This window comes from Curtobacterium sp. SL109, from assembly GCF_026672405.1.
Taxonomy (GTDB): Bacteria; Actinomycetota; Actinomycetes; order Actinomycetales; family Microbacteriaceae; genus Curtobacterium.
On the sequence record NZ_JAPPRB010000002.1, the window covers coordinates 1,640,669 to 1,666,953 of the forward strand.

The 26,285-nt window shown below is 71.3% G+C and carries 30 protein-coding genes and 2 tRNA genes; 17 read left to right on the forward strand and 15 right to left on the reverse strand.

Annotation, left to right across the window (positions count from 1 at the left end):
* Nucleotides 1–32 precede the first annotated feature (32 nt).
* Both OVA28_RS09290 and OVA28_RS09295 read left to right on the forward strand, forming a co-directional pair.
* Nucleotides 33–746, forward strand: a complete 714-nt coding sequence (locus OVA28_RS09290; RefSeq protein WP_442780776.1) for an energy-coupling factor transporter transmembrane component T family protein — start codon at nt 33–35, stop codon at nt 744–746.
* Nucleotides 739–1,356: an ATP-binding protein gene (locus tag OVA28_RS09295; protein ID WP_268096719.1), complete on the forward strand. Its 618-nt coding sequence runs from the start codon at nt 739–741 to the stop codon at nt 1,354–1,356. Before OVA28_RS09290 ends, OVA28_RS09295 begins: the two co-directional genes overlap by 8 nt.
* A gap of 26 nt (nt 1,357–1,382) precedes the next feature.
* Here OVA28_RS09295 and OVA28_RS09300 read toward each other — a convergent pair whose 3' ends face one another.
* From OVA28_RS09300 to OVA28_RS09320, 5 genes are all read right to left on the reverse strand, one after another.
* Nucleotides 1,383–1,727 (reverse strand): metallopeptidase family protein, encoded by a 345-nt coding sequence (locus OVA28_RS09300; RefSeq protein WP_194660844.1) that lies wholly within the window; start codon nt 1,725–1,727, stop codon nt 1,383–1,385.
* A gap of 102 nt (nt 1,728–1,829) precedes the next feature.
* Nucleotides 1,830–1,905, reverse strand: a tRNA-His gene (locus tag OVA28_RS09305).
* A 68-nt stretch (nt 1,906–1,973) separates the two neighbouring features.
* Nucleotides 1,974–2,612 (reverse strand): oligoribonuclease, encoded by a 639-nt coding sequence (orn, locus tag OVA28_RS09310; RefSeq protein ID WP_194660664.1) that lies wholly within the window; start codon nt 2,610–2,612, stop codon nt 1,974–1,976.
* A gap of 719 nt (nt 2,613–3,331) precedes the next feature.
* The gene (locus OVA28_RS09315; protein ID WP_268098187.1) at nt 3,332–4,537 is read right to left on the reverse strand and encodes an MFS transporter; all 1,206 of its coding nucleotides are present in this window, start codon (nt 4,535–4,537) and stop codon (nt 3,332–3,334) included.
* A gap of 62 nt (nt 4,538–4,599) precedes the next feature.
* Entirely contained in the window at nt 4,600–5,034 is a 435-nt protein-coding gene (locus tag OVA28_RS09320) for a MarR family winged helix-turn-helix transcriptional regulator (RefSeq protein ID WP_194660665.1), read from the reverse strand.
* Between the two features lie 74 nt (nt 5,035–5,108).
* On the opposite strand from OVA28_RS09320, the gene OVA28_RS09325 reads away from it, so the two are divergent.
* Entirely contained in the window at nt 5,109–5,399 is a 291-nt protein-coding gene (locus OVA28_RS09325) for an oligoribonuclease (protein ID WP_268096720.1), read from the forward strand.
* Nucleotides 5,400–5,428: 29 nt separating this feature from the next.
* Nucleotides 5,429–5,692 carry a thioredoxin gene (locus tag OVA28_RS09330; RefSeq protein WP_194628976.1) on the forward strand — a complete coding sequence of 88 codons (264 nt, stop codon included), beginning with the start codon at nt 5,429–5,431 and terminating at the stop codon, nt 5,690–5,692.
* Nucleotides 5,693–5,734: 42 nt separating this feature from the next.
* Here the strand turns inward: OVA28_RS09330 and OVA28_RS09335 are convergent, their stop codons facing one another.
* Genes OVA28_RS09335 through OVA28_RS09345 form a run of 3 tightly spaced genes read right to left on the reverse strand, consistent with a single transcriptional unit; the run spans nt 5,735 to nt 8,828 of the window.
* On the reverse strand, nt 5,735–7,168 hold the full coding sequence (locus tag OVA28_RS09335; protein WP_268096721.1) for a DUF6716 putative glycosyltransferase: 1,434 nt from the start codon (nt 7,166–7,168) through the stop codon (nt 5,735–5,737).
* Nucleotides 7,165–8,037 carry an N-acetylneuraminate synthase family protein gene (locus tag OVA28_RS09340; protein WP_194660667.1) on the reverse strand — a complete coding sequence of 291 codons (873 nt, stop codon included), beginning with the start codon at nt 8,035–8,037 and terminating at the stop codon, nt 7,165–7,167. The genes OVA28_RS09335 and OVA28_RS09340 overlap by 4 nt, the downstream gene beginning before the upstream one ends.
* Entirely contained in the window at nt 8,034–8,828 is a 795-nt protein-coding gene (locus tag OVA28_RS09345; RefSeq protein ID WP_268096722.1) for an acylneuraminate cytidylyltransferase family protein, read from the reverse strand. Before OVA28_RS09345 ends, OVA28_RS09340 begins: the two co-directional genes overlap by 4 nt.
* Nucleotides 8,829–9,334: 506 nt before the next feature.
* Here OVA28_RS09345 and OVA28_RS09350 point away from each other — a divergent pair.
* Together OVA28_RS09350 and OVA28_RS09355 are read left to right on the forward strand one after the other, a co-directional pair.
* Nucleotides 9,335–9,895, forward strand: a complete 561-nt coding sequence (locus OVA28_RS09350; protein ID WP_268096723.1) for an AAA family ATPase — start codon at nt 9,335–9,337, stop codon at nt 9,893–9,895.
* A 14-nt stretch (nt 9,896–9,909) separates the two neighbouring features.
* Nucleotides 9,910–9,982: transfer RNA gene (locus OVA28_RS09355), tRNA-Arg, on the forward strand.
* Between the two features lie 65 nt (nt 9,983–10,047).
* On the opposite strand, the gene OVA28_RS09360 is transcribed toward OVA28_RS09355, so the two are convergent.
* Both OVA28_RS09360 and OVA28_RS09365 read right to left on the reverse strand, forming a co-directional pair.
* On the reverse strand, nt 10,048–11,397 hold the full coding sequence (locus OVA28_RS09360) for a hypothetical protein (RefSeq protein ID WP_268096725.1): 1,350 nt from the start codon (nt 11,395–11,397) through the stop codon (nt 10,048–10,050).
* Between the two features lie 122 nt (nt 11,398–11,519).
* Complete coding sequence (locus OVA28_RS09365) at nt 11,520–11,786, reverse strand: hypothetical protein (protein ID WP_268096726.1); 267 nt, start codon at nt 11,784–11,786, stop codon at nt 11,520–11,522.
* Between the two features lie 189 nt (nt 11,787–11,975).
* On the opposite strand from OVA28_RS09365, the gene msrA reads away from it, so the two are divergent.
* The 5 genes from msrA to OVA28_RS09390 all read left to right on the forward strand — a co-directional run bounded on the left by msrA (nt 11,976) and on the right by OVA28_RS09390 (nt 15,742).
* A complete protein-coding gene (gene msrA, locus OVA28_RS09370; protein ID WP_194628988.1) occupies nt 11,976–12,503 on the forward strand; it encodes a peptide-methionine (S)-S-oxide reductase MsrA in 528 nt (175 codons plus the stop codon).
* 37 nt (nt 12,504–12,540) lie between these two features.
* Complete coding sequence (locus tag OVA28_RS09375) at nt 12,541–12,777, forward strand: methyltransferase (RefSeq protein WP_194660671.1); 237 nt, start codon at nt 12,541–12,543, stop codon at nt 12,775–12,777.
* 120 nt (nt 12,778–12,897) lie between these two features.
* The gene (locus tag OVA28_RS09380; protein ID WP_268096728.1) at nt 12,898–13,515 is read left to right on the forward strand and encodes a single-stranded DNA-binding protein; all 618 of its coding nucleotides are present in this window, start codon (nt 12,898–12,900) and stop codon (nt 13,513–13,515) included.
* A 52-nt stretch (nt 13,516–13,567) separates the two neighbouring features.
* A complete protein-coding gene (gene ettA / locus OVA28_RS09385) occupies nt 13,568–15,253 on the forward strand; it encodes an energy-dependent translational throttle protein EttA (RefSeq protein WP_194660673.1) in 1,686 nt (561 codons plus the stop codon).
* Between the two features lie 6 nt (nt 15,254–15,259).
* Nucleotides 15,260–15,742 carry an acyl-CoA thioesterase gene (locus OVA28_RS09390; RefSeq protein ID WP_194660674.1) on the forward strand — a complete coding sequence of 161 codons (483 nt, stop codon included), beginning with the start codon at nt 15,260–15,262 and terminating at the stop codon, nt 15,740–15,742.
* Nucleotides 15,743–15,755: 13 nt separating this feature from the next.
* On the opposite strand, the gene OVA28_RS09395 is transcribed toward OVA28_RS09390, so the two are convergent.
* The gene (locus OVA28_RS09395) at nt 15,756–16,616 is read right to left on the reverse strand and encodes an acyl-CoA thioesterase (RefSeq protein WP_442780823.1); all 861 of its coding nucleotides are present in this window, start codon (nt 16,614–16,616) and stop codon (nt 15,756–15,758) included.
* 51 nt (nt 16,617–16,667) lie between these two features.
* On the opposite strand from OVA28_RS09395, the gene OVA28_RS09400 reads away from it, so the two are divergent.
* Entirely contained in the window at nt 16,668–17,366 is a 699-nt protein-coding gene (locus tag OVA28_RS09400; RefSeq protein ID WP_194660675.1) for a hypothetical protein, read from the forward strand.
* Between the two features lie 100 nt (nt 17,367–17,466).
* Nucleotides 17,467–18,300 carry an NAD-dependent epimerase/dehydratase family protein gene (locus tag OVA28_RS09405; RefSeq protein ID WP_268096730.1) on the forward strand — a complete coding sequence of 278 codons (834 nt, stop codon included), beginning with the start codon at nt 17,467–17,469 and terminating at the stop codon, nt 18,298–18,300.
* Between the two features lie 86 nt (nt 18,301–18,386).
* Here the strand turns inward: OVA28_RS09405 and OVA28_RS09410 are convergent, their stop codons facing one another.
* The 3 genes from OVA28_RS09410 to pepN form a co-directional block, all read right to left on the reverse strand.
* Nucleotides 18,387–18,881: a globin gene (locus OVA28_RS09410; protein ID WP_442780777.1), complete on the reverse strand. Its 495-nt coding sequence runs from the start codon at nt 18,879–18,881 to the stop codon at nt 18,387–18,389.
* Nucleotides 18,878–19,948 (reverse strand): mechanosensitive ion channel family protein, encoded by a 1,071-nt coding sequence (locus OVA28_RS09415; protein ID WP_194660678.1) that lies wholly within the window; start codon nt 19,946–19,948, stop codon nt 18,878–18,880. The genes OVA28_RS09410 and OVA28_RS09415 overlap by 4 nt, the downstream gene beginning before the upstream one ends.
* A 109-nt stretch (nt 19,949–20,057) precedes the next feature.
* On the reverse strand, nt 20,058–22,637 hold the full coding sequence (gene pepN / locus OVA28_RS09420) for an aminopeptidase N (RefSeq protein WP_268096731.1): 2,580 nt from the start codon (nt 22,635–22,637) through the stop codon (nt 20,058–20,060).
* A 207-nt stretch (nt 22,638–22,844) separates the two neighbouring features.
* Here pepN and OVA28_RS09425 point away from each other — a divergent pair, with 207 nt between their 5' ends.
* Complete coding sequence (locus OVA28_RS09425) at nt 22,845–23,411, forward strand: mycothiol-dependent nitroreductase Rv2466c family protein (RefSeq protein WP_442780824.1); 567 nt, start codon at nt 22,845–22,847, stop codon at nt 23,409–23,411.
* 163 nt (nt 23,412–23,574) lie between these two features.
* Here OVA28_RS09425 and OVA28_RS09430 read toward each other — a convergent pair whose 3' ends face one another.
* Entirely contained in the window at nt 23,575–24,102 is a 528-nt protein-coding gene (locus tag OVA28_RS09430; protein ID WP_268096734.1) for a GNAT family N-acetyltransferase, read from the reverse strand.
* Between OVA28_RS09430 and OVA28_RS09435 the strand changes: the two genes are divergently transcribed.
* The 3 genes from OVA28_RS09435 to OVA28_RS09445 are packed head-to-tail and all read left to right on the forward strand — an operon-like array spanning nt 24,101 to nt 26,278.
* Nucleotides 24,101–24,799 (forward strand): helix-turn-helix domain-containing protein, encoded by a 699-nt coding sequence (locus OVA28_RS09435; protein ID WP_268096735.1) that lies wholly within the window; start codon nt 24,101–24,103, stop codon nt 24,797–24,799. The two genes, OVA28_RS09430 and OVA28_RS09435, sit on opposite strands and share 2 nt — an antisense overlap.
* Nucleotides 24,800–24,808: 9 nt before the next feature.
* A complete protein-coding gene (locus OVA28_RS09440; RefSeq protein ID WP_194660682.1) occupies nt 24,809–25,297 on the forward strand; it encodes a ribose-5-phosphate isomerase in 489 nt (162 codons plus the stop codon).
* A gap of 51 nt (nt 25,298–25,348) precedes the next feature.
* On the forward strand, nt 25,349–26,278 hold the full coding sequence (locus tag OVA28_RS09445; protein ID WP_268096736.1) for an Fpg/Nei family DNA glycosylase: 930 nt from the start codon (nt 25,349–25,351) through the stop codon (nt 26,276–26,278).
* The last annotated feature ends 7 nt before the right edge of the window (nt 26,279–26,285 follow it).

The window sequence follows — 26,285 nt, forward strand, 5'->3', positions numbered from 1 at the left end:
CCCACGGTGTGCACGCCGTCCAGCCGGTCGCCATGCTGCTCGGTGTGCTCGGACTCGGCGTCTGCCTCGTGCTGAGTCTCGACGTCGTGTCCGCTGCGGTCGCCCTGGCGATCGAGCTCGCACTGCTGCCGCTCCTGCGGATCCCGGTGCGGACGCTGGTGCTGCGGACGTCGCCGGTGCTGCTCGCGGTGCCCCTGACGGGTCTGAGCATCGCGCTGTACGGGCGCGCCTCCGGCCGGGAGTGGTTCGACCTCGGCTTCGCCCACGTCACCGACGGCTCCCTGGTGCTCGCGCTCGCGACGATGCTGCGCGTGCTCGCCGTGGGGATCCCGTCGGTCGCGCTGTTCGTCCGCGTGGACCCCACGGACCTGGCGGACGGGATGGGGCAGGTGCTGCGGCTGCCGGCCCGGTTCGTCCTCGGTGCGCTCGCGGCGATCCGGATGATGACGCTCCTCGGTGAGGACTGGCGACAGCTCGGCATGGCCCGGCGAGCCAGGGGACTCGGCGACACCGGACGCCTGCGTCGGGGTGCGTCGATGGCGTTCGCCCTGCTCGTCGTGGCGTTGCGTCGCGCGACGACGCTGGCCGTGGCGATGGAGTCTCGGGGCTTCGGCGCGCCCGGCACGCGCACGTGGGCGCGCCCGGCGCGGTTCGGCGGACCCGAGTGGGCGACGGTCGCGGTGCTCGTGGGCATCGGGCTGGTGTCGATCGCGGTGGCCGTCGCAGCGGGGACCTGGCGTGCCTGATCGGGCAGGTGTCGGTCCGGTCGCATCCTCCGATCAGGCGAGGTCGTCCGATCGGGTCGCGTCGCCTGCATCCGGCCGGGAGGCTCGGCTCGACTCGGTCACGTCGCTCGCCGCCCGCGCACGGGTCGCCTCCGCCGCCTCCGGCCGACGCTCCGTCGTCCTGGTCGACGGCCGTTCCGGCACCGGGAAGACCACGCTCGGCGGCGCCCTGGCGGCCGAGCTCGGAGCGCAGCTCGTCCACCTGGACGATGTCTACCCCGGCTGGGACGGGCTGCTGGCAGCATCGACGGCCGTGGTGGACGATGTGCTCGGTGCGCCGTCGGGCTACCGGCAGTGGGACTGGGAACGGTCGGAACCCGCGGCCTGGGTGTCGCTCGACCCGGCCGCGCCGCTCGTGGTCGAGGGCTGCGGCGCACTGTCCCGCGCGTCGGCACCCCTCGGGACCCTCCGCATCTGGATGTCGGCGGACGACGCGGAGCGGAAGCGCCGGGCGATCGACCGCGACGGTGCGGTGTTCGCGGCGCAGTGGGACCGGTGGGCCGCGCAGGAGGACATCTTCATCACAACGGAGGACCCCGCGTCATTGGCGGACGTGGTGCTGCGCTCCTGACGCTGCCCGATCGGAGGATGCGGAGGTCAGGCCCAACCGAGTTCGTGCAGGCGCTCGTCGTCGATGCCGTACCAGTGCCCGATCTCGTGCACCAGGGTCGTGTGGACCTCGTCGCGGAGTTCCTCCTCGGTGTCGCACTCCGCCAGGTGCTGCTTCCGGAACACCACGATGCGGTCGGGGAGCTCGCCGAAGCCGTACTGCCCGCGTTCCGTCTGAGCGACGCCGTCGTACACGCCGAAGAGCTCGGAGCCGTCCTCGGGTTCGTCCTCGACGACGAACACCACGTTGTCGAGCCCGTCGACCATCTCGTCCGGCAGCAGGTCGAGCTCATCGGTCACGAGGGCCTCGAACGCCTCGGCGGACATCTCCATCACGGGCTCGATCGTGACACACCCGCCCGGACGTCCGCCGGGCCGAGCGGTGGAGCCGTGGAACGACGAAGGCCCCCGTCATCCGACGGGGGCCTTCGACCATGGGGTGAGTAACGGGGCTCGAACCCGCGACCTCCTAGACCACAACCAGGCGCTCTACCAGCTGAGCTATACCCACCATGTCCGTCGCCCTGACCTGCGGGGCAACCACTCAATAGTAGTACACGCGAGCGGGTGTCCGGGACACTACTCGGCGGTCGGGCTCGCAAGCCGGGGTGCCCAGGCCTCGACGACCTCGGCGGCCACGGCGCGGACGTCGTCGGTCGAGGGGCCGGGCTCAGCGACGAAGCCGGCGCGGCGGTAGTACTCGAGCTCACGGATGGACTCGAGGATGTCGGCGAGGGCGCGGTGCCCGCCGTGCTTCTCCGGCGCGTTGAAGTACACGCGCGGGAACCAGCGGCGGCAGAGCTCCTTGATGCTCGACACGTCGACGCTGCGGTAGTGCAGGTGGCCGTCGACGCGGGGCATGTACTTCGCCAGGAACGCGCGGTCCGTGCCGATGGTGTTGCCTGCAAGGGGAGCGCTGCCCTCGGCGGGGACGTGAGCGAGGATGTACTCGAGCACCTGGTACTCGGCGTCCGCGAGGGAGACGCCGTTCGGGATCTCGTCGCTGAGGCCCGACGTCGCGTGCATGTTCGTCACGAACTCGTTCATGTTGTCCAGCGCCGACTGGTCGGGCTTGATCACGATGTCGAACCCGGGGTGCACGGGGTTGAGGTCGAAGTCGGTGATGACCACTGCCACCTCCACGAGTTCGTCGACCTCGACGTCGAGGCCCGTCATCTCGCAGTCGATCCAGACGAGGCGGTCATTCGCGGTTGCCATGCCCCGATCCTATTGCCGGGCGCCGACACCCCAGACCGCGGCCACCGCCGGACGCGCTCGCCCTGCTCCCGCGCGGCTCCGACTCCCTGGCGGGCGCCCCTCCGCTCACGAGACGGGCCCGGGTGCCGAGCGGGCGGAATGCCGCGGTCGCGGCCGCGGCGCACGCCGACATTTCGCCCGTTCGACGCGGCGGGTGGGCGCCCCTCGTTGACGAGACGGGCCCGGGTGCCGAGCGGGCGGAATGCCGCGGTCGGGTCCGCGCCGGACGCGGGTATCCCGCCCGCTCGACGCGGCGGGTGGGCGCCCCTCGTTGACGAGACGGGCCCGGGTGCCGAGCGGGCGGAATGCCGCGGTCGGGTCCGCGGCGGACGCGGGTATTTCGCCCGCTCGACGCGGCGGGCGGTCGCCCCTCGTTCACCAGACGAGCCCGGCCAGCCGAGCGGGCGGAATGCCGCGGTCGGGTCCGCGGAGGACGCGGGTATTTCACCCGTTCGACGCGGCGGGCGGTCGCCCCCTCGTTCACGAGACGGGCCCGGGTGCCGAGCGGGCGGAATGCCGCGGTCGGCTCCGCGGCGGACGCCGACATTTCGCCCGCTCGACGCGGGCGGGCGGGCGGCGGGCGGAACCACGGGGTGGGGCCGCAACCGCCAGGAGGCCCGGTGCCGGTCCGACGGACCGGCACCGGGCCTCCTGGCAGTGGAGCCCGGACGAGCCGAAGCTCAGACGGCCTCGCCGGCGGAGATGGCCTCGGCCTCGACGCGCGCGCCTTCCGGGCCGTCGTCCACCCGCCGGAGCGCCCGAGCGGCCACGGTCGTCACCACGAACGCCACGGCCACGGACGTCCCCGCGAAGACGTAGGCCGCACTCGGGGAGTACGCGTCAGCGAGCAGCGTGGCCACGGGCGGAGCGATCGCACCGCCGATGAACCGGACGGCCGAGTACGCGCTCGAGGCCACGGAGCGGGGGAGGTCGGTGGCCTCCATGACGCACTCGGTCAGCACGGTGTTGAGCACACCGAGCACCAGGCCGCCCACCACGACGCAGACGATGAGCCCGGGCTGCGACGTCACGACCACGGCCGCGGCGAACAGGTCGAGCGCCAGCAGCGGCAGCGCGATCCGGAGCACGGTCGTCCGTCGCAGCCGGGCGGTGAGCATCGGGGCGACCCACACCGAGGTGATCGCGAGACCGACGCCCCAGCCGAAGAACGTGAACCCGATGCCGAGCGCCCCGAACCCGAGCGGGAACGGCGTGTAGGCCAGCAGCACGAAGAAGCCGATGTTGTAGAAGAGCGCGGTGGCAGCGAGGGCCGCGAGCGTCGGGTGCGCGAGGGCACGGAACGGCGCGGAGAGCTTCGTCGGCGTGGGCTTCTCGAGCCCGGAGGTCTTCAGGAGCACGACGACCGCGATGAAGGCGATCGCCATCAGGGACGTGACGCCGAAGAACGGCCCGCGCCAGCTGACCGACCCGAGCAGGCCGCCGACGAGGGGGCCGATCGCGATGCCGAGGCCGAGTGCCGCCTCGTAGAGGATGATCGCGGACGCGGTGCCACCCGAGGCAGCGCCGACGATCGTCGCGAGCGCGGTGGAGATGAAGAGCGCGTTGCCGAGACCCCAGCCCGCGCGGAAGTCGATGATCGTCCACACGTCGTTCGACACGGCGGCGAGCACGGAGAACACCACGATGAGGGCGAGCCCGATGAGCAGGGTGCGCTTGGCGCCGATACGGCTCGACACCCAGCTGGTGAAGAACATCGCGACGCCGGTGACCGCGAGGTAGCTCGTGAAGAGCAGCTCGGTCTGCGCGGGCGTCGCCCGGAGCGAGGCGGCGATCGCGGGCAGGATCGGGTCGACGAGGCCGATGCCCATGAAGGCGACGACGCAGGCGAACGCGATCGCCCAGACCGCCTTCGACTGCTTGAGGATGCTGCCCTTCTGGGCAGGTGCGTGGGCAGCCGCAGGACCGGCGGCAGCAGGTGCGTGGGCGTTCACGCGGGGATCTCCGTTCTGGTCCTCGTCGCGATGAGGGCCGATGCTTCGTGCAGGACGTCCCACTGGTCGTCGTCGAGGTCCGCGAAGACCGGGCCGACGGTGCGGGTGAGGGTGGCGCGCCACTCGATCAGGCGCGCGCGACCGGCATCGGTGATCCCGATGTGCTGGCCGCGGGAGTCGTCGGGGTCGACGGACCGTGACACCAGGCCGTCGTCGAGCATCCCGGCGACGAGTCGGGTCATGGTCGGCTGCGACACGCGCGAGGCGGTCGCGAGTTCGCCGACCCGGAGTGGCTGGTCGGTCTCCAGGATCCCGAGGGTGCGCCAGACGGCGGGGGAGGTGCTGTTGCCGGTCGCCTGGACGGCCGTGCGGATCAGGCGGTTCACGGAGACGAGGAGCGTCTCGACCGTCTCGGCGCGCGATGATTCCATGCCTGAACTATATAGCAGGGCTATGGAACAGGCAACGGCGTCCTGGACAGCAGGCCCCTGGTAGACAGGAGGACATGAGCGACATCACCATCCACGAGGGCGACGAGTACACCGCCATCTACCACCAGGGTCCCTTCGACGGCACGACGGACACCCGCACCGCCACCGGCGACGGCATCGAGGACGAGGTGACGGTCTTCGCGGACGTGGAGGGCCTGCAGACGGCCTTCACCTACAAGGCCACGCACACCCGCCACGTGGTCGACCAGGTCTCGGTCGACTACACGTACGAGCCCGAGAAGTCCGACGACCTCGACGACCTGCAGGAGCGCGGCGACCGCAGCGGCGAGTTCGACCGGGAGTAGTCCCACCCGCCACGACGTTGCAGGACCACATGCAGCTCGACCTCTGGACGTCCGCCTTCTGCGCACCGTGTGCCGCCGCACGCCGGGTGGCTGCCGACGCGGCACGGATCGTCCCCGGGCTCGACGTGGTCGAACGCGACGTCGCGTCGTACCCCGACGACGCTGAAGACCTCGGCATCCGTTCGACCCCCACGATCATCGTGCGGCGGGCGGATGGTGCCGAGGTCTTCCGTTCTCCCGGCGTCCCGTCGCGCGACCAGCTGCTGCTGGCGGTCGCGAAGGCGGTCGACTAGCCGGACGGGAGGCCCGGCTGGGCTCCCCGAGACCGCTCCGGTTCAGCGAGTGGTCGCCGCCACGGCCGTGGTCGCCGTCGCGCCCTCGGCTGCGTCCGGCGCATGGGCCTGCTGCCGCTGCGTGCGCGGTGCCCTCACGACGGCCGGTGCTGGCGGACGAACCAGTCGGACGACCTGCCGCACGAGGCGCTTCGCCGTGCGCACGGGGACCCCGGCCACGAGCGCGACGAGCCCCAGCACTGACTGGTCGGCCGGTCCGAGGGCGTTCTTCCGTTCCCACGCCCGACGGAACACCCCGCCGCGGCTCCGTCGTGCGGCTGGTCGGTCGACGAGGGCCCCGACGTCCCGCAGCGCCATCAGCCGATCGGTCCGGATCGCCCAGTCGTCGTCCGACTCCTGGTGGAAGTAGTTGTCCCTCCTCCAGTCGGGCCGGACCGTTCCGAAGACTCCGCCCACCAGGTCGATGGCGTCGCCCTCGAGTCCACTGTCGACGAAGACCTCGTTGATGAGCGGCCGGCTGATCCCGAAGTCCGTCAGGGTGAGCGCCGGGATGCCGCGGGCGACGGCCTCGAGCACGGCGGTCGAGCTGATCGTCACCAGGGCCACCGCGCGGTCGAGGTGCGTCGCCATCGGCCCGGTCGCCACGACGAGGTTCGGCGGCGCGTCCGCGGGGACCAGGTCGGCGTAGGGGAAGGCCTCTCGGTGGGTCTGCTGCTCGCCGGCGACCGCCCGGGTCTTCACGACGACGCGCCACTCCGGGTGCTGCCTGGCCGTCTCGGCGAGCCAGTGCACGACGCGGGCGCGTTCGTCGCGGGTGGGCGGCACGCTCGGCTGCGCGGCGAACACCACGGAGTCCGGTGTCCGAGCGGGGCTGCGCCGAACGGTGCCGTTCGGGGCGGTGCGGGCGGGTGCGGCGGCGAAGGGCAGCGTGGCCAGCGCGAAGAACGGTTCCACGCCGTTCTCGGTGGCCAGGGCCTCGTAGTCGCGCACCTCGCGGTGGCTGTGCAGCACGAACAGGTCGGCCCGGGCGCGGGAGAACACGCCCTTCCACTTCGCCGGGAACGAGATCCCGGGCAGTCCGGTCACGAGGACCGGACGACGAGGGACCCGGCGGTGGACCTCCTCGATCAGCAGCTCGGCGACCGGACCGATCACCGACACGAGCACCGCGTCCGGCGGGTCCTGGCGGAGGCGTTCAACCACCGCGTCGACGTCGAGCGGTGCGGGCGGCTCAGTGGTCAGGTGTGCGAGCCGGTCGTCGAGCCCGCGGAACGCCGACCGGAGCTGCGCCGGGCTCGCCGTGCGCGGGGTGTGCACCACGAGGAGCTCCAGCGACCAGTCGGCGGGCGCTGCCGCGAGGAGGTGGGCGCCCCACTTCGCGAAGGAGTCCGTGTCCACGATCCCGACCACGAGCCTCCCGGCCGTGCCGTCGCGGTCATGCGACCGCGCCGTCGTGACCGGACCGTCCGCCCTCACGCGTCGACGCGACGCAGCTTCGCCAGCGGTGCCAGCTCGCCCGGCATGACCCGCTTGACCCCGTCGCCGAGGGCGGTCTCGATGATGCGGACGTCGCGCGCGAGGGTCTTCAGGCCGTGCGGCTCGAGCGACGCGGCGTGGTCGGAGCCCCACATCGTGCGGTCCAGCGTGATGTGGCGCTCGACGGCCGTCGCGCCGAGGGCGACGGCGGCGACCGAGATCTGCAGGCCGGGCTCGTGGCCGGAGTAGCCGACCGGCACGCCGCTGTAGCGCTGGGCGAGGGTGTCGATCATGCGGAGGTTGGCCTCCTCGGGCGGCAGCGGGTACGTCGACGTCGCGTGCATGAGGACGAGCTGCTCCGTGCCGAGGGCCGCGACCGCGCGGTCGATCTGCTCCAGCGTGGACATGCCGGTCGACAGGATCACGGGCTTGCCGGTCGCGGCCACCGCGGCGAGCAGGCCGAGGTCCGTGACGGAGGCCGAGGCGATCTTGTACGCGACGACGTTGAGGTCCTCGAGGAAGTCCACCGACGGCTCGTCCCACGGCGACGCGAACCAGTCGAGGCCGCGGAGCGTGGCGTGGTCGCCGATCTCGATGTACTGGTCGCGGTCGAACTCCACGCGGTAGCGGTACTCGAGGTAGGTCATCTCGCCCCACGGGGTGCTGCGCGGGGTCTGCTTCATGTGCTCGGGCGTGGAGATCGCGGGCGTGCGCTTCTGGAACTTGACCGCCTGGAGCCCGGCGTCCGCCGCGACGTCGATGAGCTGCTTGGCGATGTCGACGTCGCCGTTGTGGTTCAGGCCGATCTCGCCGATGAGGTAGGCGGGGTGCCCGGCGCCGATCGTGGACGTGCCGATGTGGACGGTCATGGTGCTCCGTTCGTCGTGGCGAGGTGCCACCACTGGGGGTCGAGTGGCTCCGGCAGGGTCGCGGTGTGGTGGGGGTCGAGCGGGTGGTGCATGGCCTGCGCGTTCTGCGCCTGGTGCGTGGCGTGCGCTTCGGCCTGGGCCAGGTCGGACTCGTCGTCGATGTCGATCGCACCGCTCGGGTCCACGGAGACGATCTCCACGCGGCCGAAGAACCGGTGCTGGTGCTGCCGGAACCCGTCCGTGCGGAGGGCGTAGAACGCGCCGGTCTCGCGGTGCTCCGGCTCGCGGTCCTGACGGCGGGGGCGGACGGATGCGACGTGGTTCACCGCGACGGCGTGCCCGGCAGCGTCGACACGCCAGAGGAAGGCGTGCGAGGGCGTGGCCGCGAACACCGCGTCCGCCGAGCCACCGATGACCCGGGCGACGGCGTCGTCGAGGTCGGCCGGGTCGATGAAGGGCGACGTGGCCTGGAGGAAGAGGAGCACCTGCGGCTCGTCGCCCGTGGCGTGCAGGGCGTCGAGGGCGTGCAGGAGCGCGGACTCGGACGAGGCCTCGTCGCCCGCGAGCTCCGGCGGGCGTCGGACCACGCGTGCCCCGGCGGCGACGGCCTCGGCGGCGATGTCGTCCCCGTCCGTCGAGACCACGACACCGTCCACGAGCCGGGCACGCTGGGCGGACTCGATCGCTCGCCGGAGCAGCATGCGGCCGCCCACGGTGCGGAGGTTCTTGCCGGGGATGCCCTTCGAGCCGGCGCGTGCCGGGATGACGGCGACGACGCGCAGGGTGCTCATGCTCGAACGCTAGGGAGGCCGCGTGGCCGGGAGGCGAACGGAGGGCAAGCGCGCGCCCAACGCCGTGTTGCGGGGCCGGTCGGCGTGCGCGGACGGCCGCTCGCCCGAGCGGGCGGAATGCCCGCGTGCGCCGGGTACCCGACCGCGACATTCCGCCCGCTCGCCCGGCGGCGCCGCGGGCGCGGAACCGGCGGAGGGCCGAGCGGGCGAAATGCCGGGGTGCGCGTGCGGGCCGACTGCGACATTCCGCCCGCTCGATGCCGCGGGGGTGGCAGCGGGACAGCCCGACGGCCGAGCGGGCGAAATGCCGGGGTGCGCGTGCGGGCCGACCGCGGCATTTCGCCCGCTCGTCGCCGCGGGGTGGCAGGCGGGACGCGCGGACGGCCGAGCGGGCGAAATGCCGGGGTGCGTGTGCGGGCCGACCGCGGCATTCCGCCCGCTCGGCGTCGGCGACCGCGGGCCGCGGGCGATCGGCCGGCGCCCGCACGGGTGGGTAGGGTCGACGGATGCTCAGCGCCGATGACGTCCTCGATCCGGTGCCCCGGCGTGTGCTCGTCGCGGGCACGACCGGCGTGGGCAAGACCACGACCGCGGGCCGGATCGGTCGGGCGCTCGGGATCCCGCACACCGAGATCGACAGCCGGTACCACGGGCCGGGGTGGGAGCCGCGGGCGGAGTTCGTCGCCGAGGTCGAGGCCTACACGGCGGAACCGGCCTGGGTCACCGAGTGGCAGTACCGCCAGGTGCGGGCGACGCTGGCCCAGCGCGCCGACACCCTGGTGTGGCTCGACCTGCCGATCCCTGTGGCCTTCTGGCGACTCCTGCGTCGGACGGTCAGGCGGCGACTCGGACGGGTCGAGCTGTGGAACGGCAACGTCGAGCCGCCGTTCTGGACCTTCTTCACGAGCCGGGACCACATCGTCCGGTGGAGCCTCCGGACGCAGTGGAAGATGCGGCAGCAGGTGCCACCACTCGAGCGGTCCGCACCACATCTGCGCATCGTGCGCCTGCGTTCGCAGCGGGAGGTCGACGCGTGGGTCGACCGCCTCACCCGCGGTCCAGAATAAGATCGAGGGAGTCAGCCCCCGTAGCTCAGTGGATAGAGCAGGTGGTTTCTACCCACCGTGCCGCGGGTTCGATTCCTGCCGGGGGCACCGACGACGAGGGCCGCCATCCGATCGGATGGCGGCCCTCGTCCGTGCACGGGGTGTGCGGGTGACTACTCGTCGTCCTCGGCGTGACGGCGGAGCTCGTTCGCGCTGATCGGCTGGGTGTAGGTCGAGTCGTCCGGATCTGCGGGGGCGTTCTCGGACGGGTTCGGCGCCGACGTCGGCGTGCCGGAGCTGGTGTCGGGAGCGTCCTGGTCGCCGTCGCTGGTCCGGGCATCACGCAGTTCCGCGAGGCGCTCGGGGGAGACGGTGTCGTCCACCGCGTCGTCGTTGTCCGAGTCGGACGCCGACGTCGAGCTCGAGGACGAGCCCCACGTGCCCGACGAGCCTGACGAGCCTGACGAGCCCGACGACGCGGGGGATGCAGGCGACGACGCGGAGGACCACGACGGGATCGACGAGTCACGCGTGGAGGAGCCAGGGGTGCCGAGCGCCGGACGGATCGGCGCGACCTGGTCGTCACCGTACGGCCGGGTGACCCCGTCCGACGAGCCGGCGTACGGCCGGGTGACCCCGTCCGAGGAATCCGAGTACGGCCGGGTGACCCCGTCGGAGTACGGCTGCGTGACGCCATCGGCGTACGAGCGCGTCGCACCGTCGGAGATCGGAGTCGTCTCGTTCGAGTCGGAACCAGAGTCCGAGTCGTCACCACGTGACGGGGCGGCATCGGCGCGCGCGGCGGCGAAGGCGGCGGCCGTCCCGCCGACCGCGGCAGGGGCGGTGGAGCCGGACGCGGCGGACGTGGGCTGCGCGGCGGGGGCGGGGGAGCCTCCTGTCCGCTGGGGGGCACGGAGTGACGTGGTGGTCGGCGTCGGCGTCGGCGCCGGTTCGGGGGCGCGCTTGCCGTCGGCCTGGTCGGCGCTCCAGTTCTGCTGGCGCTTGATCAGGTCCGCGTCGGGGTCGGGGGACTCGAACTTCCAGCGCTCGAGGTCGCTCTTGAACAGTTTCTTCGCGCGACCCGGGCGCGCCTGCCACTCGAGCAGTCGGTCACGGAACTCGGCGAGGGACTGGTCGGCCTGGAAGTTGAAGGTCGAGGAGTTCTTCTTGATGTCCGCGATCTCGTGCTGCGCCCAGGTGGCGGCGAGCGGTGCTCCGGTGGTGGGGAGCAGACGCAGGCGGATGTCGGCGTCCTCGGCGAGGTGGTCCGTGTAGTTCCGCTCGTCGTGGCCGAGCGAACCCCAGGTCGCGGCCTTGCGAGCAGCGCTGATGATCGCCGCGACGGCGGCGTTCTTCGACTCGCGTTCCTGCAGGGCGACCACCCGCTTGGTGGCGCTGCGGCCGATGAGGGCGGCGACGATCCCGGCGACGATGATTGCCACGAAGGGGATCACCGCTCCCGAGAAGACCCGCCAGCCCGTGTCCGACGAAGTCCAGTCGATGAAGTCGTTCCACCAGTCCATGCGCGCACCATATCCAGGAGCGAGCGTCTTCTGAGGGACCTTCGGCGGCGTTCCCCGCATCCCACGGGCGGCAGTGCTGCCGAGCAGGCAGCGGCGTCAGCGCTGCCGAGCGCGCGCCGGCGTCACCAGCGGAGGCAGTCCACCGCGTCGTCGGCGGACCAGACGTTGGGCAGCTCCACGAAGCGCCGCTCCGCCGGGACGTAGCGACGGGCGCGGTACGCGGTGCCGCCGGCGATGTCGACCCGGTCGACGTACCCGACGATCTCGCCGTTGGTCCGGGTGACGCGGGAGAGGTCGTCACGGACGTCGAGGATGCGGAGGTCGCCGCGCGACCGGGCGACGGGGGAGACCGTGCGGATGTACAGCTGGGGTTCGGTGCTCGTCAGCAAGGGGTCTCCTTCGTTCGTCGGTGCGTGGTGCTGGGCGGTGGCTGTCCGTCTGGTGGAGACGCTACGGGCCACCACCGACACGCCGAGGGGGCGATGGTGCACTGGGGAACAGACGGCGCCGGACCGGTGTTGTGGAGGAGGTATCCCCCAGTCCGGTCTCCTCGGAGGCCAGGAAGATAGGTTGTGCCCATGACCACGTTCGTGCTCGCAGGTGGATGTTTCTGGTGTCTCGACGCCGTGTACCGCACGCTCCAGGGTGTGCAGGACGTGGAGTCCGGCTACATCGGTGGCCGGGTCGAGAACCCGTCCTACGAACTGGTGTGCACCGGTTCGACCGGTCACGCCGAGGCCGTCGCGGTGACCTTCGACGAGTCCGTCATCCCCGCCGACGTCATCCTCGACGTCTTCTTCACGCTGCACGACCCGCGCCAGCTCAACCGCCAGGGCGCTGACGTCGGCACGCAGTACCGCTCCGCGATGTTCCCCGCCGACGACGAGCAGCGCGCGCTGTTCGAGAAGGCGATCGAGCGCGCGTCGGACATCTGGGACGGCGGGATCGTCACGACGATCGAGCCGCTCACCACGTTCTTCCCCGCCGAGGAGTACCACCAGGACTTCTTCGCGAAGAACCCCGGTCAGGGCTACTGCCTCGCAGTCGCACTGCCGAAGGTGAACAAGGTCCGCAAGGCCTACAGTCAGTACATCCTGGCGTCCTGAACGACGGGCGTCGGGGCCACGAGGAGGTGGTCGAACGATGACGAACGACACGACGACGAACGACGCGACGACGCGTGACACCGCGACCTGGGTCGCAGTGGGGCCGGCGGGAGCGGTGGGCGCGATCCACCGCGCCGACGACGGCTTCCGGGTCGAGCTCTACGGACTCCGAGCGGGTCGGAGCGGGACGTACCCGTCCCTCGAGACCGCGAAGGGTGCCGTGCACAAGGCGCTCGGGCCGCTCGCGTCACGCCCGGAGTTCCACGCGCACTGATCGGTGATCCGGTCGGGAGGCCCGGGGGACTTCTCCTCCACAGGTCGCCTTCTCGGATCCCACTGCACACATCGAGCCCCGGCCCGCCACGGCGGACCGGGGCTCGATGACGATCGGTGCATGAACGACACCATCACCGTCTGCGGCATCGTCGCGACCGAGCCCCGCCACCTCGTCACCGAGACCGGCATCGCCATCACGAGCATGCGCCTGGCGTCCCCGTCCCGACGCTGGGACCGCGCCAACGCCACCTGGACCAACGGACCGACGAACTGGTTCACCGTCACCGCGTTCCGTTCCCTCGCGGCGAACGTCCACAAGTCCGTCAAGAAGGGTGACCGGATCATCGTGACCGGCCGGGTCCGCATCCGGACGTGGGAACGGGACGGCCGCGGCGGCACGTCGGTGGAGATCGACGCCGAGGGCATCGGCCAGGACCTCGCGTGGGGCATCAGCAACTGGATCAAGGTCCCGCGGCACGCGTCCGAGGGGTCGGCGGCACCCGGGGTCGGACCGTCCGTGGACCCGAAGACGGGGGAGGTCCACGAGCCGCACCACGACGACCCCCACGACGGAGACCACGAGCACGGCGACGAGCCGCACGGGGACGACCAGCAGCACGGACCGGGGAGCCACGGGTCGGTCGGCGGGGCGGACGACGAGCTCCCCGACCCAGCGACCGCAGCCCGCGCGGCGGCGATGGTCCAGGGCGACGCTGAGCACCGCGATGCCGCCTGACGTGCTCGCCCCCGCACGGTCCGGCGATCGGGTCACTACACTTGGGCGAGATATGGCCGAGTACATCTATTCCATGGTCCGTGCCCGCAAGGCAGTGGGCGACAAGCTGATCCTCGACGACGTCACGATGTCGTTCCTCCCCGGCGCCAAGATCGGCGTCGTGGGGCCCAACGGTGCCGGCAAGTCCACGATCCTCAAGATCATGGCCGGTCTCGACCAGCCGTCGAACGGCGAGGCCAAGCTCACGCCCGGCTTCAGCGTCGGCATCCTGATGCAGGAGCCCGAGCTCGACGAGACGAAGACCGTCCTCGAGAACGTGCAGGAAGGCGTCGGTGAGATCCACGGCAAGCTGACCCGCTTCAACGAGATCTCCGCCCTGATGGCCGAGCCGGACGCCGACTTCGACACGCTGCTCGCCGAGATGGGCACCCTGCAGGAGGAGATCGACGCGGCAGACGCGTGGGACCTCGACTCGCAGCTCGAGCAGGCCATGGCCGCGCTCCAGTGCCCCCCGGGGGACGAGCTCGTCACGCACCTGTCCGGCGGTGAGAAGCGTCGCGTCGCACTCTGCAAGCTCCTGCTGCAGAAGCCCGACCTGCTCCTCCTCGACGAGCCCACCAACCACCTCGACGCCGAGAGCGTGCAGTGGCTCGAGCAGCACCTGCAGCAGTACCACGGTGCCGTCCTCGCCGTGACCCACGACCGGTACTTCCTGGACCACGTCGCCCAGTGGATCGCCGAGGTCGACCGTGGCCGTCTCTACCCGTACGAGGGCAACTACTCGACCTACCTCGAGAAGAAGCGCGCTCGTCTCGAGGTCCAGGGCAAGAAGGACGCCAAGCTCGCCAAGCGTCTGACCTCGGAGCTCGACTGGGTCCGGAGCAACACGAAGGGCCGCCAGGCGAAGTCCAAGGCCCGTCTCGCCCGGTACGAGGAGATGGTCACGGAGGCCGAGCGCACGCGCAAGCTCGACTTCGAGGAGATCGTCATCCCCGTCGGCCCCCGCCTGGGCTCGCAGGTCATCGACGCCGAGAAGCTGCACAAGCAGTTCGGCGACCGTGTCCTGATCGGCGACCTCTCGTTCACGCTGCCCCGCAACGGCATCGTCGGCGTCATCGGCCCGAACGGCGTCGGCAAGACCACGCTCTTCAAGACGATCGTCGGTCTCGAGCCCCTCGACGGCGGCACGCTGAAGATCGGTGAGACGGTCGACATCTCCTACGTCGACCAGAGCCGTGGCGGCATCGACCCGAACAAGAACCTGTGGGAGGTCGTCTCCGACGGTCTGGACTACATCCAGGTCGGCAAGACGGAGATCCCGTCCCGCGCGTACGTGTCGCAGTTCGGCTTCAAGGGCCCGGACCAGCAGAAGCGTGCCGGCATCCTCTCCGGTGGTGAGCGCAACCGTCTCAACCTGGCGCTGACGCTGAAGCAGGGCGGCAACCTCCTGCTCCTCGACGAACCGACCAACGACCTGGACGTCGAGACCCTCGGCAGCCTCGAGAACGCGCTGCTCGAGTACCCCGGTTGTGCCGTGGTCATCACGCACGACCGGTGGTTCCTCGACCGCATCGCGACGCACATCCTGGCGTGGGAAGGCCTCAACGAGGACGGCACGCCGAACTGGTACTGGTTCGAGGGTAACTTCGAGGCGTACGAGGAGAACAAGATCGAGCGCCTCGGTGCCGACGCGGCCAAGCCGGGCCGGGCGACGTACCGCAAGCTCACGCGGGACTGACCTCGCATGGCGCGGCTGCACACGCCGGTCCGCATCCGCTGGAGTGACATCGACGCCTACGGGCACGTGAACAACTCGGCGATGCTCCGGCTGCTCGAGGAGGCACGCGTGCTGGCGTTCTGGGCGCCGGATCCCGACGAGGTCGACGAGTCGGGGTCCGCGCCGCAGCCGGTCATCGACGGCCGACCCGGGTCCGGCACGATGACCGTCATCGCGGCGCAGCGGCTCGAGTACCTCGCGTCCACGCCGTACTACCGACGCCCGCTCGACATCCAGCTGTGGATCGGGCGCCTCGGTGGTGCGAGCCTCGACATCTCCTACGAGGTCTGGTCGCCCGTCGGGCAGGAACCTGCCGAGCTCTACACGCGGGCGACCACCACGCTCGTGATGGTCGACGCCGCGACGAACCGGCCGAGGCGTCTCACCGCGGACGAGCGGGCCGCGTGTGAGCAGTACGTCGAGCCGCCGGTGGTCTTCTCCCGGCCCTGACCGGTCGCGGACCTCAGCGCCCGCGGGGCAGGCGCATCATGCCCTCCTGCGCGACGCTCGCCAGCAGACGCCCGTCGCGGGAGAACATCCGACCGAACGCCAGACCCCGGCCACCCTGCGCGCTCGGCGACTCCTGCGTGTACAGGATCCAGTCGTCAGCACGGCCGTCCCGGTGCCACCACATGGCGTGGTCCAGGCTCGCGCTCTTCACCCCGGGCGTTCCCCACGCCACCGCGTGCCGGCGCATGATCGGCTCGAGGATCGACAGGTCGCTCGCGTACGCCAGCACCGCGCGGTGCAGCGCCGGGTCGTCCGGCAGCGCACCCTGCACCCGGAACCACACGGCCTGATGCGGGACCTGCTCGCCTTCGACGTCGACGAACACCGGGCCGTCCACGTGGCGCAGGTCGATCGCCCGCTCGGCCCATGCACGAGCGACGGGGTGGTCGATCGCCGACAGCACCGACGCGGCCGACGGCAGGGACTCCGGCTCGGGGACGTCCTCGGGGAACGGGTCCTGGTGCTCGACGCCGTCGTCCTCGGTCTGGAACGACGCGATCATCGAGAAGATCGGCACGCCGTTCTGGTACGCCTGCGCCCGGCGGGTCGCGAAGGAGCGCCCGTCGTGGATGCGCTCGACCCCGAACGTGATGGGCACCTCGATGTCGCCGGGGCGCAGGAAGTACCCGTGGATCGAGTGGATGGCCCGCCCCTCGATCGTCGACTGCGCCGCGACGACGCACTGGGCGAGCACCTGGCCGCCGAACACGCGGCCGTTCGCCGACCAGTGGCTCGCACCCGTCAGGATCGTCTCGCGCGTGCTCGCGCCCGTGTCCTCGAGTCGCAGGGTCTGCAGGAAGTCCGGTTCACCGATCACCACCCCTGCAGTCTACGAACGGCGGGGTCCCGGTAGGATCAGCACGACATGAGCACCTCGTTCACGCTGCCCGACGCCGCCTCGCTCGGGGACCTCCGCACGTACCTCGCACGTGCCGCCCGCGTCGAGGACGGCTCCGTCCGCCTGATCGCCGACTCCGGCGTGCTGGCCGTCTACACGGCGATCATGTACCCACTCGGGCTGCTCGACGAGCTCCCCACGGTCCTCGGCCTCCGCACGTTCTCGCTGACCCAGCCCGTGACGATCGACGTCGTCGTGCCGCTCGCGTCGTTCCAGGAGCGCCTCCGGGTCCTCGGCGAGACGCAGGACGCCGAACACGCCGACGGGGCCGACCCCACCCGTGCCACCCCGATCGAGGTCGAGCTCCCGCACGAGGTCCACACGGTCACCTGGGCCGCCATCTCGCCGCCGCGCGGTGGCTGGGTCCCGCTGCCGGACGTCTCGCCGGAGCTCCTCCGCCGCGCCGCCAAGGCCGGGATCGCCGAGGTCGCGGACGCCGTCCCGACGAACTCGGGCGAAGCCGTCGTCCGCAAGGTCCGCTCCGAGGTCTGGGGCCGACCGGTGCCGGGCATCGAGCACCTGCCGGCAGCGGCTGGCTTCGCGGGGGAGAGCCTCGGGTTCCTCGGGCACGACCCGGTGCGCCTGTTCGAGACCGGCCCCTGGAGCCGTCTCACCACGTCCCGCGGCCACGTGCTCGTCAAGCGCCGCGCCTGGACCCTGAACTGAGCCGAACCACCCCGACGCACGCCCGGACCGAGACCGAGACCGAGACCCAGGCCCGGCGCGCACCCACCGTGCTGACCGGCACGCGTGGTTGTCTGGACCGATGCACGTCTTCCTCACCGGTGCGTCCGGCTACATCGGCTCCTCCGTCCTCCGCGCCCTGATCAGCCACGGGCACCGCGTCACCGCGATCGTCCGCTCCGACGAGAAGGCCCAGGTCGTCCGCGAGGCCGGCGGCACTGCCCTCGTCGGCGACGTCACGGACACCGAGGTCGTCGAACGGCTCGTGCACGAGGCCGACGGCGTCGTCCACACCGCCAGTGCGGCCGAGGTCGACCCGGACTTCGTGCGCACGGTCCTCCGTGCGATCGAGGGCACCCCGAAGCCCTTCGTGCACACCGGCGGCATCTTCACCTTCGGCAACTCGACGGACATCTCCGAGCAGTCGCCGGTCTCCCCGCCGGCGCTCACCGCCTGGCGCGGCCCGAACGAGGCCCTCGTCCGGGCCAGCAGCGCGCGCACGACGATCGTCGCCCCGGGCATCGTGTACGGCCGAGGCGCCGGCATCCCGCAGATGTTCGTCGGGGACGGCGAGCACGAGGTGCGCCTGGTCGGCGACGGCTCGCAGCGCTGGACGACCGTGCACGTGGACGACCTCGCGGAGCTCTACGTCCTCGCGCTCGAACGGGGCGAGCAGGATGGGTACGTCCTCGCGGCGACCGGGGACAACCCCACGATGCGCGAGATCGCCGAGGCCGGGGCGCACGGGTCCCCGGTCGTCGCCGAGAGCGTCGACGCGTCCCGCGAGCGACTCGGCGCCGACTTCGCGGACGCCCTGCTCATGCACCAGGAGTGCTCGGGTGCGCACGCGCGCTCGGCCTACGGCTGGGTGCCGACGCGACCCACGCTGCTGCAGGACCTGGCAGCGACCCACTGACGGACAGGAGGCCCGGCGCCAGCTGGCACCGAGCCTCCTGTCTGAACGGTGGTCGCGGCCGCAACGACGACCGCAACCACGACCGATCAGTCGAACGTGTTCGTCATCGCGTGGGCGGCGCGGTCCAGGTAGCCCCACAGCTCGGCCTCGTCGAGGGGCGCGAGCCCGAGCGACTCGACCGCGTCGCGCATGTGGAGCAGCCAGTGCTCGCGGGCCTCGGACGTGATGCGGAACGGGTTGTGCCGCATTCGGAGCCTGGGGTGGCCGCGTTCCTCGCTGTACGTGCCGGGGCCGCCCCAGTACTGCTGCAGGAACAGTGACAGGCGGCTGATCGCGCCCTCGAGGTCGTCCTGCGGGTACATCGGCCAGATGACGTCGTCGGTCTGCACGCCGTCGTAGAAGCGGCGGACCAACCGGTCGAACGTCGGCGCGCCGCCGATGCGGTCGAAGAACGACCCGGACGCGGACGACCCGCCGAGCCCGACCCGCAGCGTGATCGGCTGGCCGGCAACAGGTATGCCACCGGGAGTGCCGACGGGCAACCCGCCGGGGGCACCGCTCGGGGAGGGCAGGTCGGTCATCGGTCGTCCTTCCGGGGCTGCGGCCGATCGGTGTCGATCGGCTGCCCGTACACGTTCGTCTTCCGAGAGCGACGGGGCTTCGTCGGCGGCACGGGCGTCGGCTGCGTCCGCACGGTCCGCAGTCCGTTGATCGAGGTGGCGTTCTCCCAGCCCTCCGGCATGATCATCGCCATCGCCGGCAGGGTCACGCCGAGCTCGTCGACCCCGCGCTTGAGCCGGATGCGGAGCTCGCGCCCGACGACGTCGAGCTCCGACGCACGGGTCTTCACGACGAGGCGGAACACCATGCCGTCCTCGCTGATCGACTGCAGGCCCCAGATCTCCGGCTTCTCGACGATGCGCTGGCGCCAGCGGGGCTCCTGCGACATCCGCACGGCGGCGGCGAGCAGGGCGTCCTGCACGGCGTCGATGTCGGTGTCGTACGGCACGGTGATGTCGACGAGCACCCGGGACCACCCCTGCGACAGGTTGCCCACGCGCAGGATCTGTCCGTTGGGGACGAACCAGAGGATGCCGTTCACGTCGCGGATCTGCATCACGCGCAGTCCGACGTTCTCGACGACCCCGGTGGCCGGCCCGGTGTCGACGACGTCACCGACGCCCGCCTGGTCCTCGAGGATCATGAAGACGCCGGAGAGCAGGTCCTTCACGATGGACTGCGCGCCGACGGCCAGCCCCGCCGCGACGAGCGACGCGCCACCGACGATCCCGACGGCAGCGCCCTGCCAGACCGCTGTCACGATGATGATCAACGCGATGACCACCACGACGACGGTGGCGAGGTTCTCGAGCACACTGCCGAGCGTCCGGGTGCGCTGAACGACCCGGGCGGTCTGGATCGGGGAGGCGATGAGCGCCTGGGTGTCGTCGGCGCCCTGGCGCTTCTTGACGCCGTTGACGATGCGGTTCACGACCTGGTTGATCATCCGACGGAGGATCAACCGGAGCAGGATCGCCGCGACGATCGTGATGACGATCGTGATCGGCGCTTGCCACACGTCGACGAACTGGGTGAATGCGTTGGACGCCCACTTGGAGACGTCGCTGTTGTCTGCAGCCGAGATCATGTCCGGTCGATGGTAAACGGACGGGGTGTGGCGTCCCTGGAGGAACACCACACCCCGTCCTGGTTCAGCGGGTCAGCCGGTCAGCGGTTCCGCGCTTTCGGGCTGGGACTCAGGCGTCCGCGGCCTGCACCCGCAGCGCACGCTCGGTGCCCGCGAGGTTCTCGGTCACGATGCGGCGGAGCGCCGGGGTCTCCGGGTGGGCCTCGAGCCACGCGGCTGCGGCGTCACGGAGTTCGACCGAGGCGAGCGGCGCCGGGTACAGCCCGGTGACGATCGTGTCGGCCATGTGGTAGCTCCGCTCGGCCCAGATGCGGGTCAGCACGTCGAAGTACCGGGGGACCAGGCCCTCGAGCACGACGGGCGCGTTGGTGTGCTGGAACCCGACCGTGATCTGGCGGACGATCGCGTTCGGCAGGGCGTCCGAGTCGACGAGCGACGAGAACGCGGCGAGCTTGCCCTCGGCGGTGGGGATCGTCGCGCGGGCACGTGCGGCCGCCTGTTCGCCCGACGCGGTGCGGTCGGCGGCGAGTTCGGCGTCCACCTCGGCATCACCGGCAGCGCCCGCGAGGACCAGGCCCTCGAGGAGCTCCCACCGCAGGTCGGTGTCGATCTCGAGCCCGCTCAGCGTGACGGAACCGTCCCGCAGGCCGGAGAGCGTCGCGACGTGCTCCGGCGTCGAGGCGATCTGCGCGAAGAACTTCACGAACTGGAACTGGGCGTCCGAGCCGGCCTCGGCCGAGGAGGCGAGCTGCCAGAGCGTGTCGCCGACGGTGCGGACGGTCGTGTCGGACGTGGCCGGGGCGACGTAGTTCCGCGCGGTCAGCAGCAGCTGCGAGAGCGTGGTGCGGATCGTGGTGGACTCGGTCTCCGTGGCGATGTTGCCGAGGACCAGGCGGACGTAGTCGCTGGCGGGGGACTCGGCGTCACGGGTGGCGTCCCACATCGCACCCCAGACGATCGAGCGGGCGAGCGGGTTCGCGATCGAGGCGAGGTGCTCGATCGCGGTGCGCCGGGACTGCTCGTCGAGGCGGATCTTGGCGTACGCCAGGTCGTCGTCGTTGAGCAGCACGAGGTCACCGCGGTGCGTGCCGACGAGCTCGGGGACCTCGGTGCGGGCGCCGTCGACGTCGATCTCGACGCGGGCGGCACGCTCGAGCTTGCCGCCGGCCGACGCGGTGTCCGCGCCGAACGGTGCCGAGCCGTCGGTGCTGAACGCGTAGACGCCGATCGCCAGACGGTGCGGGCGGAGCGTCGGGTAGTCGGCCGGGGCTTCCTGCAGCACGGCGAAGGACGTGATGACGCCGTCGGCGTCGGTCTCGATCTCGGGGCGCAGGGTGTTCACGCCGGCGGTCTCGAGCCAGAGCTTCGACCATTCGCCGAGTTCACGACCGCTGGTGGCCTCGAGCTCCACGAGCAGGTCGGCCAGCTCGGTGTTGGAGTGGTGGTGCTTCTTGAAGTACGCGGAGACACCGGCGAAGAAGGCGTCGATGCCGACCCACGCGACGAGCTGCTTCAGGACGGAGCCGCCCTTGGCGTAGGTGATGCCGTCGAAGTTGACCTGGACGTCCTCGAGGTCGTTGATCGTCGCGACGATCGGGTGCGTCGAGGGGAGCTGGTCCTGGCGGTAGGCCCAGGACTTCTCCATCGCCTGGAACGTGGTCCAGGCCTCGGTCCACTCGGTGGCCTCTGCGGTGGCGATCGTCGACGCCCACTCCGCGAAGGACTCGTTGAGCCAGAGGTCGTTCCACCACTTCATCGTGACGAGGTCGCCGAACCACATGTGCGCGAGCTCGTGCAGGATCGTGACGACCCGACGCTCCTTGATGGCGTCCGTGACCTTCGAGCGGAACACGTAGGTCTCGGTGAAGGTCACCGCGCCGGCGTTCTCCATCGCTCCCGCGTTGAACTCGGGCACGAAGAGCTGGTCGTACTTCTCGAAGGGGTACGGGACGTCGAACTTGTCCTCGTAGTACGCGAAGCCCTTGCGGGTGGTCTCGAAGACGTAGTCCGCGTCGAGGTACTCGGCGAGCGACTTGCGGGCGAAGACCCCGAGCGGGATCGTGCGGCCGTCGCTGGAGGTCAGCTCGCTGCGGACCACCTCGTACGGACCGGCGATGAGCGCGGTGATGTAGCTCGAGATCCGGGTGGTCGGCGGGAACGCCCACGTGGCGACGTCACCGTCGACGCGGGGCTCGGGCGTGGGGGAGTTCGAGACGACCTGCCAGCGCGACGGCGCGGTGACGGTGAAGGTGAACTCGGCCTTGAGGTCGGGCTGCTCGAACACGGCGAACATCCGGCGGGAGTCCGGGACCTCGAACTGGGAGTACAGGTAGACCTCGTCGTCGACGGGGTCGACGAAGCGGTGCAGGCCCTCGCCGGTGTTCGTGTAGAGCGCGTCGCTGACGACGACGAGCTCGTTGGTCTCCTGCAGGTCGGCGAGCTGGATGCGGACGCCGTCGTTGACCGCGGCGACGTCGAGCTCGGTGCCGTTCAGCGTGACCGAGTGCACGGTCCTGGTGATCGCGTCGATGAACGTCGACGCACCGGGCGTCGCGGTGAAGCGCACGCGGGTGGTGCTGCCGAAGGACTCGGCGCCGCGCGTGAGGTCGAGCTCGACGTCGTACGACTGGACGTCGACGATCGTGGCGCGTTCCTGGGCTTCGATTCGGGTGAGGTTCTCTCCGGGCACGGACGCTCCATCTTCGATGCGGGCACGGACGATCGATGTCCGCGCAGCTGTGTCCCACTTGCGCGTCGTGCACCCGCGGGACGTGTCGGAACCACCCTAGCGAGCGCGCGTACGCTCGCACCCGTGACCGAGACGACTGTGGACAAGACCGAGACGACCCGTACGGCTGTGGACTTCTGGTTCGACCCGAACTGCCCGTGGGCCTGGATGACGAGCCGCTGGGTGGAGGAAGTGGAGCGACACCGCGACCTCGACGTCACCTGGCACGTGATGAGCCTGTTCGTGCTGAACGAGCACCAGGACGTCCCGCCCGAGTACAAGGAACGCCTCGAGCAGGGGCAGGTCTACCCGCGTCTGGTCACGGCAGCGCGGCTCCGCCTCGGCGACCAGGTCGTCAAGCCCCTCTACGACGCCCTCGGCGAGCACATCCACCACCGCCAGGAGCACGACCCCGCCCAGGTGGTCCCCGCCGTCCTGGCGGAGCTCGGCCTCGACGCCGACCTCGCCGACGCAGCCTGGTCGGACGAGGCCGACGCCGCCACCCGTGCGAGCCACCGCGACGGCATCGAGCGCGTCGGCCAGGACGTCGGCACCCCGGTGATCGCCGTCGAGGGCACCGCGTTCTTCGGCCCCGTCATCTCCCCGGCGCCGAAGGGCCAGCAGGCACTCGACCTCTGGGACGGCATCGTCGCAGCAGCCCGGTACCCGGGCTTCTTCGAGCTCAAGCGCTCGCGCACGGTCGGTCCGATCTTCGACACGTCCACCACCGACTGACGGGAGGCCCGGCTCGGCTCCGCCCCGCGACCCGCGTCCGGCGAGACTCGGCTCGGCGGACACCGCACGGGTTCCGGAAGCCGCAGGGTGTCCGCCGGGCCGAGACTCGGGTGCGCGGCGGCAGGGCGCGCGGCGGCGGTGCGCGCGGCGGCGCCGCGCGCCGTCAGGCCAGGGGCAGGCGCATCAGGGTGAGGTCCCACCAGCGGTCGAACTTGCGCCCGACCTCGGGGAGCACGGCCGCGACCTCGAACCCGAGGCGCTCGTGCAGCGCGATCGACCCCGTGTTCGAGCTGCAGATGCCGGCCATCATCATGTGCAGGTCCTGCTCCCGGGCGTGGGCCACCAGGGCGCGCATGAGCGTCGACGCGATGCCACGGCCCCGGAACGCCGGCACCACGTACACGCTGTGCTCGACCGTGAACCGGTAGCCCTCGAGCGGCCGGAACGGGCCGTACGACACGTAGCCGGCGACCGCCCCGTCGACCTCGGCCACGAAGACCGGCAGCCCGGCCGCCCGACGCTCGGCGAGCCACCCGTCGAACCACGTCCGCGGGTTCGGCCGGTCCTGCCAGACGGCCGTCGTGTGCAGGACCGCGTCGACGTGCAGCGCGTGGACGACGTCGAGGTCGTCCGGCTCGCAGTCCCGGACCGTGACCGCCCCCGGCTCACCCGTCGCATATGCTGTCGTCATGTCTCAGATCGTAGACGACTCGGCACCGGAAGCGGAACCCGACGCCGGAGCCGGACCGGAACCCGCTACCGGAACCGGACCGGAACCCGCGGACGCCGCCGACCAGCGCCGCCTCGGGGCCCGGCTGCACGCGCTGCGGGACGACCGGCGGTGGAGCCTCACCGAGCTCGCCGAGGCGTCCGGCGTCTCCCGCGCGATGATCAACCGCGTCGAGCGCGGGGTGTCCAGTCCGACGGCCACCATCCTCGGGCGGCTGTCCGGCGCGTTCGGGCTCACGGTCTCCCAGCTGCTCGACGGCTCCCACGAGACGCACGCGCACGACGACCAGGAGCCCGGCAGCCCCGACGACGCGACCGGCGTGCAGCGCGCCGCGACCGCCGACCACTGGACGGACCCCGAGACCGGGTACCGCCGTCGTCCGCTCGCCAGTGCGGACTTCCCCGTGGACGTGACCGAGGTGCGCCTCCCGGCCGGGGCTGCCGTGACCTACCCGGCGGCCGCGTACGCCTTCGTCCGGCACTGCATCTGGGTCGTCGACGGCGAGCTCCAGCTCGTCGTCGGCGGCGAGCCGGTCGTGCTCGCGGCCGGCGACCGGATCGAGCTCGGCGACCCCGCCGAGGTGACCTACCGGAACGACGGCGAGACCGCGTGCCGGTACGTGGTGGTGGTGGCGAGGGTCGCTCGCGGCCGGGAATAGGATCAGTCCATGCGCATCCACCTCGGAACGGACCACGCCGGCCTCGAGTTCGCCAAGACCCTCGCCTCGCACCTCGCCGAGGCCGGACACGAGGTCGTCGACCACGGTCCGACCGCGTACGACGCGCTCGACGACTACCCCTCGTTCTGCATCAACGCCGCACACGCGGTCGTCGCGGACCAGCGCGCGGGCGTCCAGGCGCTCGGCGTCGTCTTCGGCGGGTCGGGCAACGGCGAGGCGATGGCCGCGAACAAGGTCGAGGGCGTCCGGGCAGCGCTCGTGTGGAACGAGTCCACCGCGCTCCTGGCCCGGCAGCACAACGACGCCAACGTCATCTCGCTCGGTGCCCGCCAGCACACCGAGGCCGAGGTCATCGAATTCGTGGACCTGTTCATCGCCGAGCCGTTCTCCGGCGAGGAACGCCACGCCCGCCGCATCGCGCAGCTCGCCGAGTACGAGCAGACCGGCACCATCGCCGGCAAGCAGGTCGACGCGTAGCAGCCGCTCGGGGGACACCGACCGTCAGCGGCACCGGGTAGAACAGGACCCATGCCCGAGGGTCACTCCGTCCACCGAATCGCCAACCAGTTCACCCGCCACTTCGTCGGCAAGCGCTGCGAGGTCTCCAGCCCCCAGGGCCGCTTCGCCGCGGGGGCCGAGCAGCTCGACGGCAAGACGCTCGTCGCGGCGCGGGCCGTCGGCAAGCAGATGTTCCTCGAGTTCGAGGACGACCTGTTCCTGCGCGTCCACCTCGGCCTGTACGGGGCGTGGGACTTCGCCGGCGTGATCTCCACCGCCGAGGCCCTGTCGGACGACGACGACCGGGAGGAGTCGTTGTCCTCCATCGGCGCCCCGCGGCTCGCCCGCTACCGGATGGCCGAGCAGGAGAAGACCAAGGACCCGATCGAGGCCTTCCCGCCGGACCCCGTCGGCCAGGTGCGCGTGCGGCTGTTGACCGAGGACACCGTCGCCGACCTCCGCGGCCCGACGAAGTGCGTCGTGGAGACCCCGACCGAGGTCCAGCAGGCCCTCGACAAGCTCGGCCCCGACCCGATGAACGACGACGGCCCCGAGGCCGAGAAGGTCTTCGTGGAGAACGTCCGGAAGCGCAACGTCGCGATCGGACAGCTCCTGATGGACCAGTCCGTGGTGAGCGGCATCGGCAACATCTACCGCGCTGAGCTGCTGTTCCGACAGCGCATCGACCCGTACAAGGTGGGCAAGAAGATCACCGTCAAGCAGGCCGAGGCGCTCTGGGCCGACTGGTCGAAGCTGCTGCACGACGGTGTCCGCGACGGCCTGATGATGACGATGGACGGCCTGTCCGCCGCCGACCACAGGAAGGCCCTGCGGTCCCGGAAGGACCGCCACTGGGTGTACCACCGCCAGGGCGAGCCCTGCCGGGTGTGCGGCACCGAGATCCGGATCGCCGACATGGCCGGCCGCAAGCTCTACTGGTGCCCGAAGGACCAGAAGTAGGGCCTGC

What these genes read in the sequence shown, in the direction of transcription:
- OVA28_RS09290 (WP_442780776.1), top strand. Translation starts at nt 33, where the DNA reads ATGCTGCTCGGTGTGCTCGGACTCGGCGTCTGCCTCGTGCTGAGTCTC.
- OVA28_RS09300 (WP_194660844.1), bottom strand. Translation starts at nt 1,727, where the DNA reads ATGGAGATGTCCGCCGAGGCGTTCGAGGCCCTCGTGACCGATGAGCTC.
- orn (WP_194660664.1), bottom strand. Translation starts at nt 2,612, where the DNA reads ATGGCAACCGCGAATGACCGCCTCGTCTGGATCGACTGCGAGATGACG.
- OVA28_RS09320 (WP_194660665.1), bottom strand. Translation starts at nt 5,034, where the DNA reads ATGGAATCATCGCGCGCCGAGACGGTCGAGACGCTCCTCGTCTCCGTG.
- OVA28_RS09325 (WP_268096720.1), top strand. Translation starts at nt 5,109, where the DNA reads ATGAGCGACATCACCATCCACGAGGGCGACGAGTACACCGCCATCTAC.
- OVA28_RS09330 (WP_194628976.1), top strand. Translation starts at nt 5,429, where the DNA reads ATGCAGCTCGACCTCTGGACGTCCGCCTTCTGCGCACCGTGTGCCGCC.
- OVA28_RS09340 (WP_194660667.1), bottom strand. Translation starts at nt 8,037, where the DNA reads ATGACCGTCCACATCGGCACGTCCACGATCGGCGCCGGGCACCCCGCC.
- OVA28_RS09345 (WP_268096722.1), bottom strand. Translation starts at nt 8,828, where the DNA reads ATGAGCACCCTGCGCGTCGTCGCCGTCATCCCGGCACGCGCCGGCTCG.
- OVA28_RS09350 (WP_268096723.1), top strand. Translation starts at nt 9,335, where the DNA reads ATGCTCAGCGCCGATGACGTCCTCGATCCGGTGCCCCGGCGTGTGCTC.
- OVA28_RS09360 (WP_268096725.1), bottom strand. Translation starts at nt 11,397, where the DNA reads ATGGACTGGTGGAACGACTTCATCGACTGGACTTCGTCGGACACGGGC.
- msrA (WP_194628988.1), top strand. Translation starts at nt 11,976, where the DNA reads ATGACCACGTTCGTGCTCGCAGGTGGATGTTTCTGGTGTCTCGACGCC.
- OVA28_RS09375 (WP_194660671.1), top strand. Translation starts at nt 12,541, where the DNA reads ATGACGAACGACACGACGACGAACGACGCGACGACGCGTGACACCGCG.
- OVA28_RS09380 (WP_268096728.1), top strand. Translation starts at nt 12,898, where the DNA reads ATGAACGACACCATCACCGTCTGCGGCATCGTCGCGACCGAGCCCCGC.
- ettA (WP_194660673.1), top strand. Translation starts at nt 13,568, where the DNA reads ATGGCCGAGTACATCTATTCCATGGTCCGTGCCCGCAAGGCAGTGGGC.
- OVA28_RS09390 (WP_194660674.1), top strand. Translation starts at nt 15,260, where the DNA reads ATGGCGCGGCTGCACACGCCGGTCCGCATCCGCTGGAGTGACATCGAC.
- OVA28_RS09400 (WP_194660675.1), top strand. Translation starts at nt 16,668, where the DNA reads ATGAGCACCTCGTTCACGCTGCCCGACGCCGCCTCGCTCGGGGACCTC.
- OVA28_RS09405 (WP_268096730.1), top strand. Translation starts at nt 17,467, where the DNA reads ATGCACGTCTTCCTCACCGGTGCGTCCGGCTACATCGGCTCCTCCGTC.
- OVA28_RS09410 (WP_442780777.1), bottom strand. Translation starts at nt 18,881, where the DNA reads ATGACCGACCTGCCCTCCCCGAGCGGTGCCCCCGGCGGGTTGCCCGTC.
- OVA28_RS09415 (WP_194660678.1), bottom strand. Translation starts at nt 19,948, where the DNA reads ATGATCTCGGCTGCAGACAACAGCGACGTCTCCAAGTGGGCGTCCAAC.
- OVA28_RS09425 (WP_442780824.1), top strand. Translation starts at nt 22,845, where the DNA reads ATGACGAGCCGCTGGGTGGAGGAAGTGGAGCGACACCGCGACCTCGAC.
- OVA28_RS09435 (WP_268096735.1), top strand. Translation starts at nt 24,101, where the DNA reads ATGTCTCAGATCGTAGACGACTCGGCACCGGAAGCGGAACCCGACGCC.
- OVA28_RS09430 (WP_268096734.1), bottom strand. Translation starts at nt 24,102, where the DNA reads ATGACGACAGCATATGCGACGGGTGAGCCGGGGGCGGTCACGGTCCGG.
- OVA28_RS09440 (WP_194660682.1), top strand. Translation starts at nt 24,809, where the DNA reads ATGCGCATCCACCTCGGAACGGACCACGCCGGCCTCGAGTTCGCCAAG.
- OVA28_RS09445 (WP_268096736.1), top strand. Translation starts at nt 25,349, where the DNA reads ATGCCCGAGGGTCACTCCGTCCACCGAATCGCCAACCAGTTCACCCGC.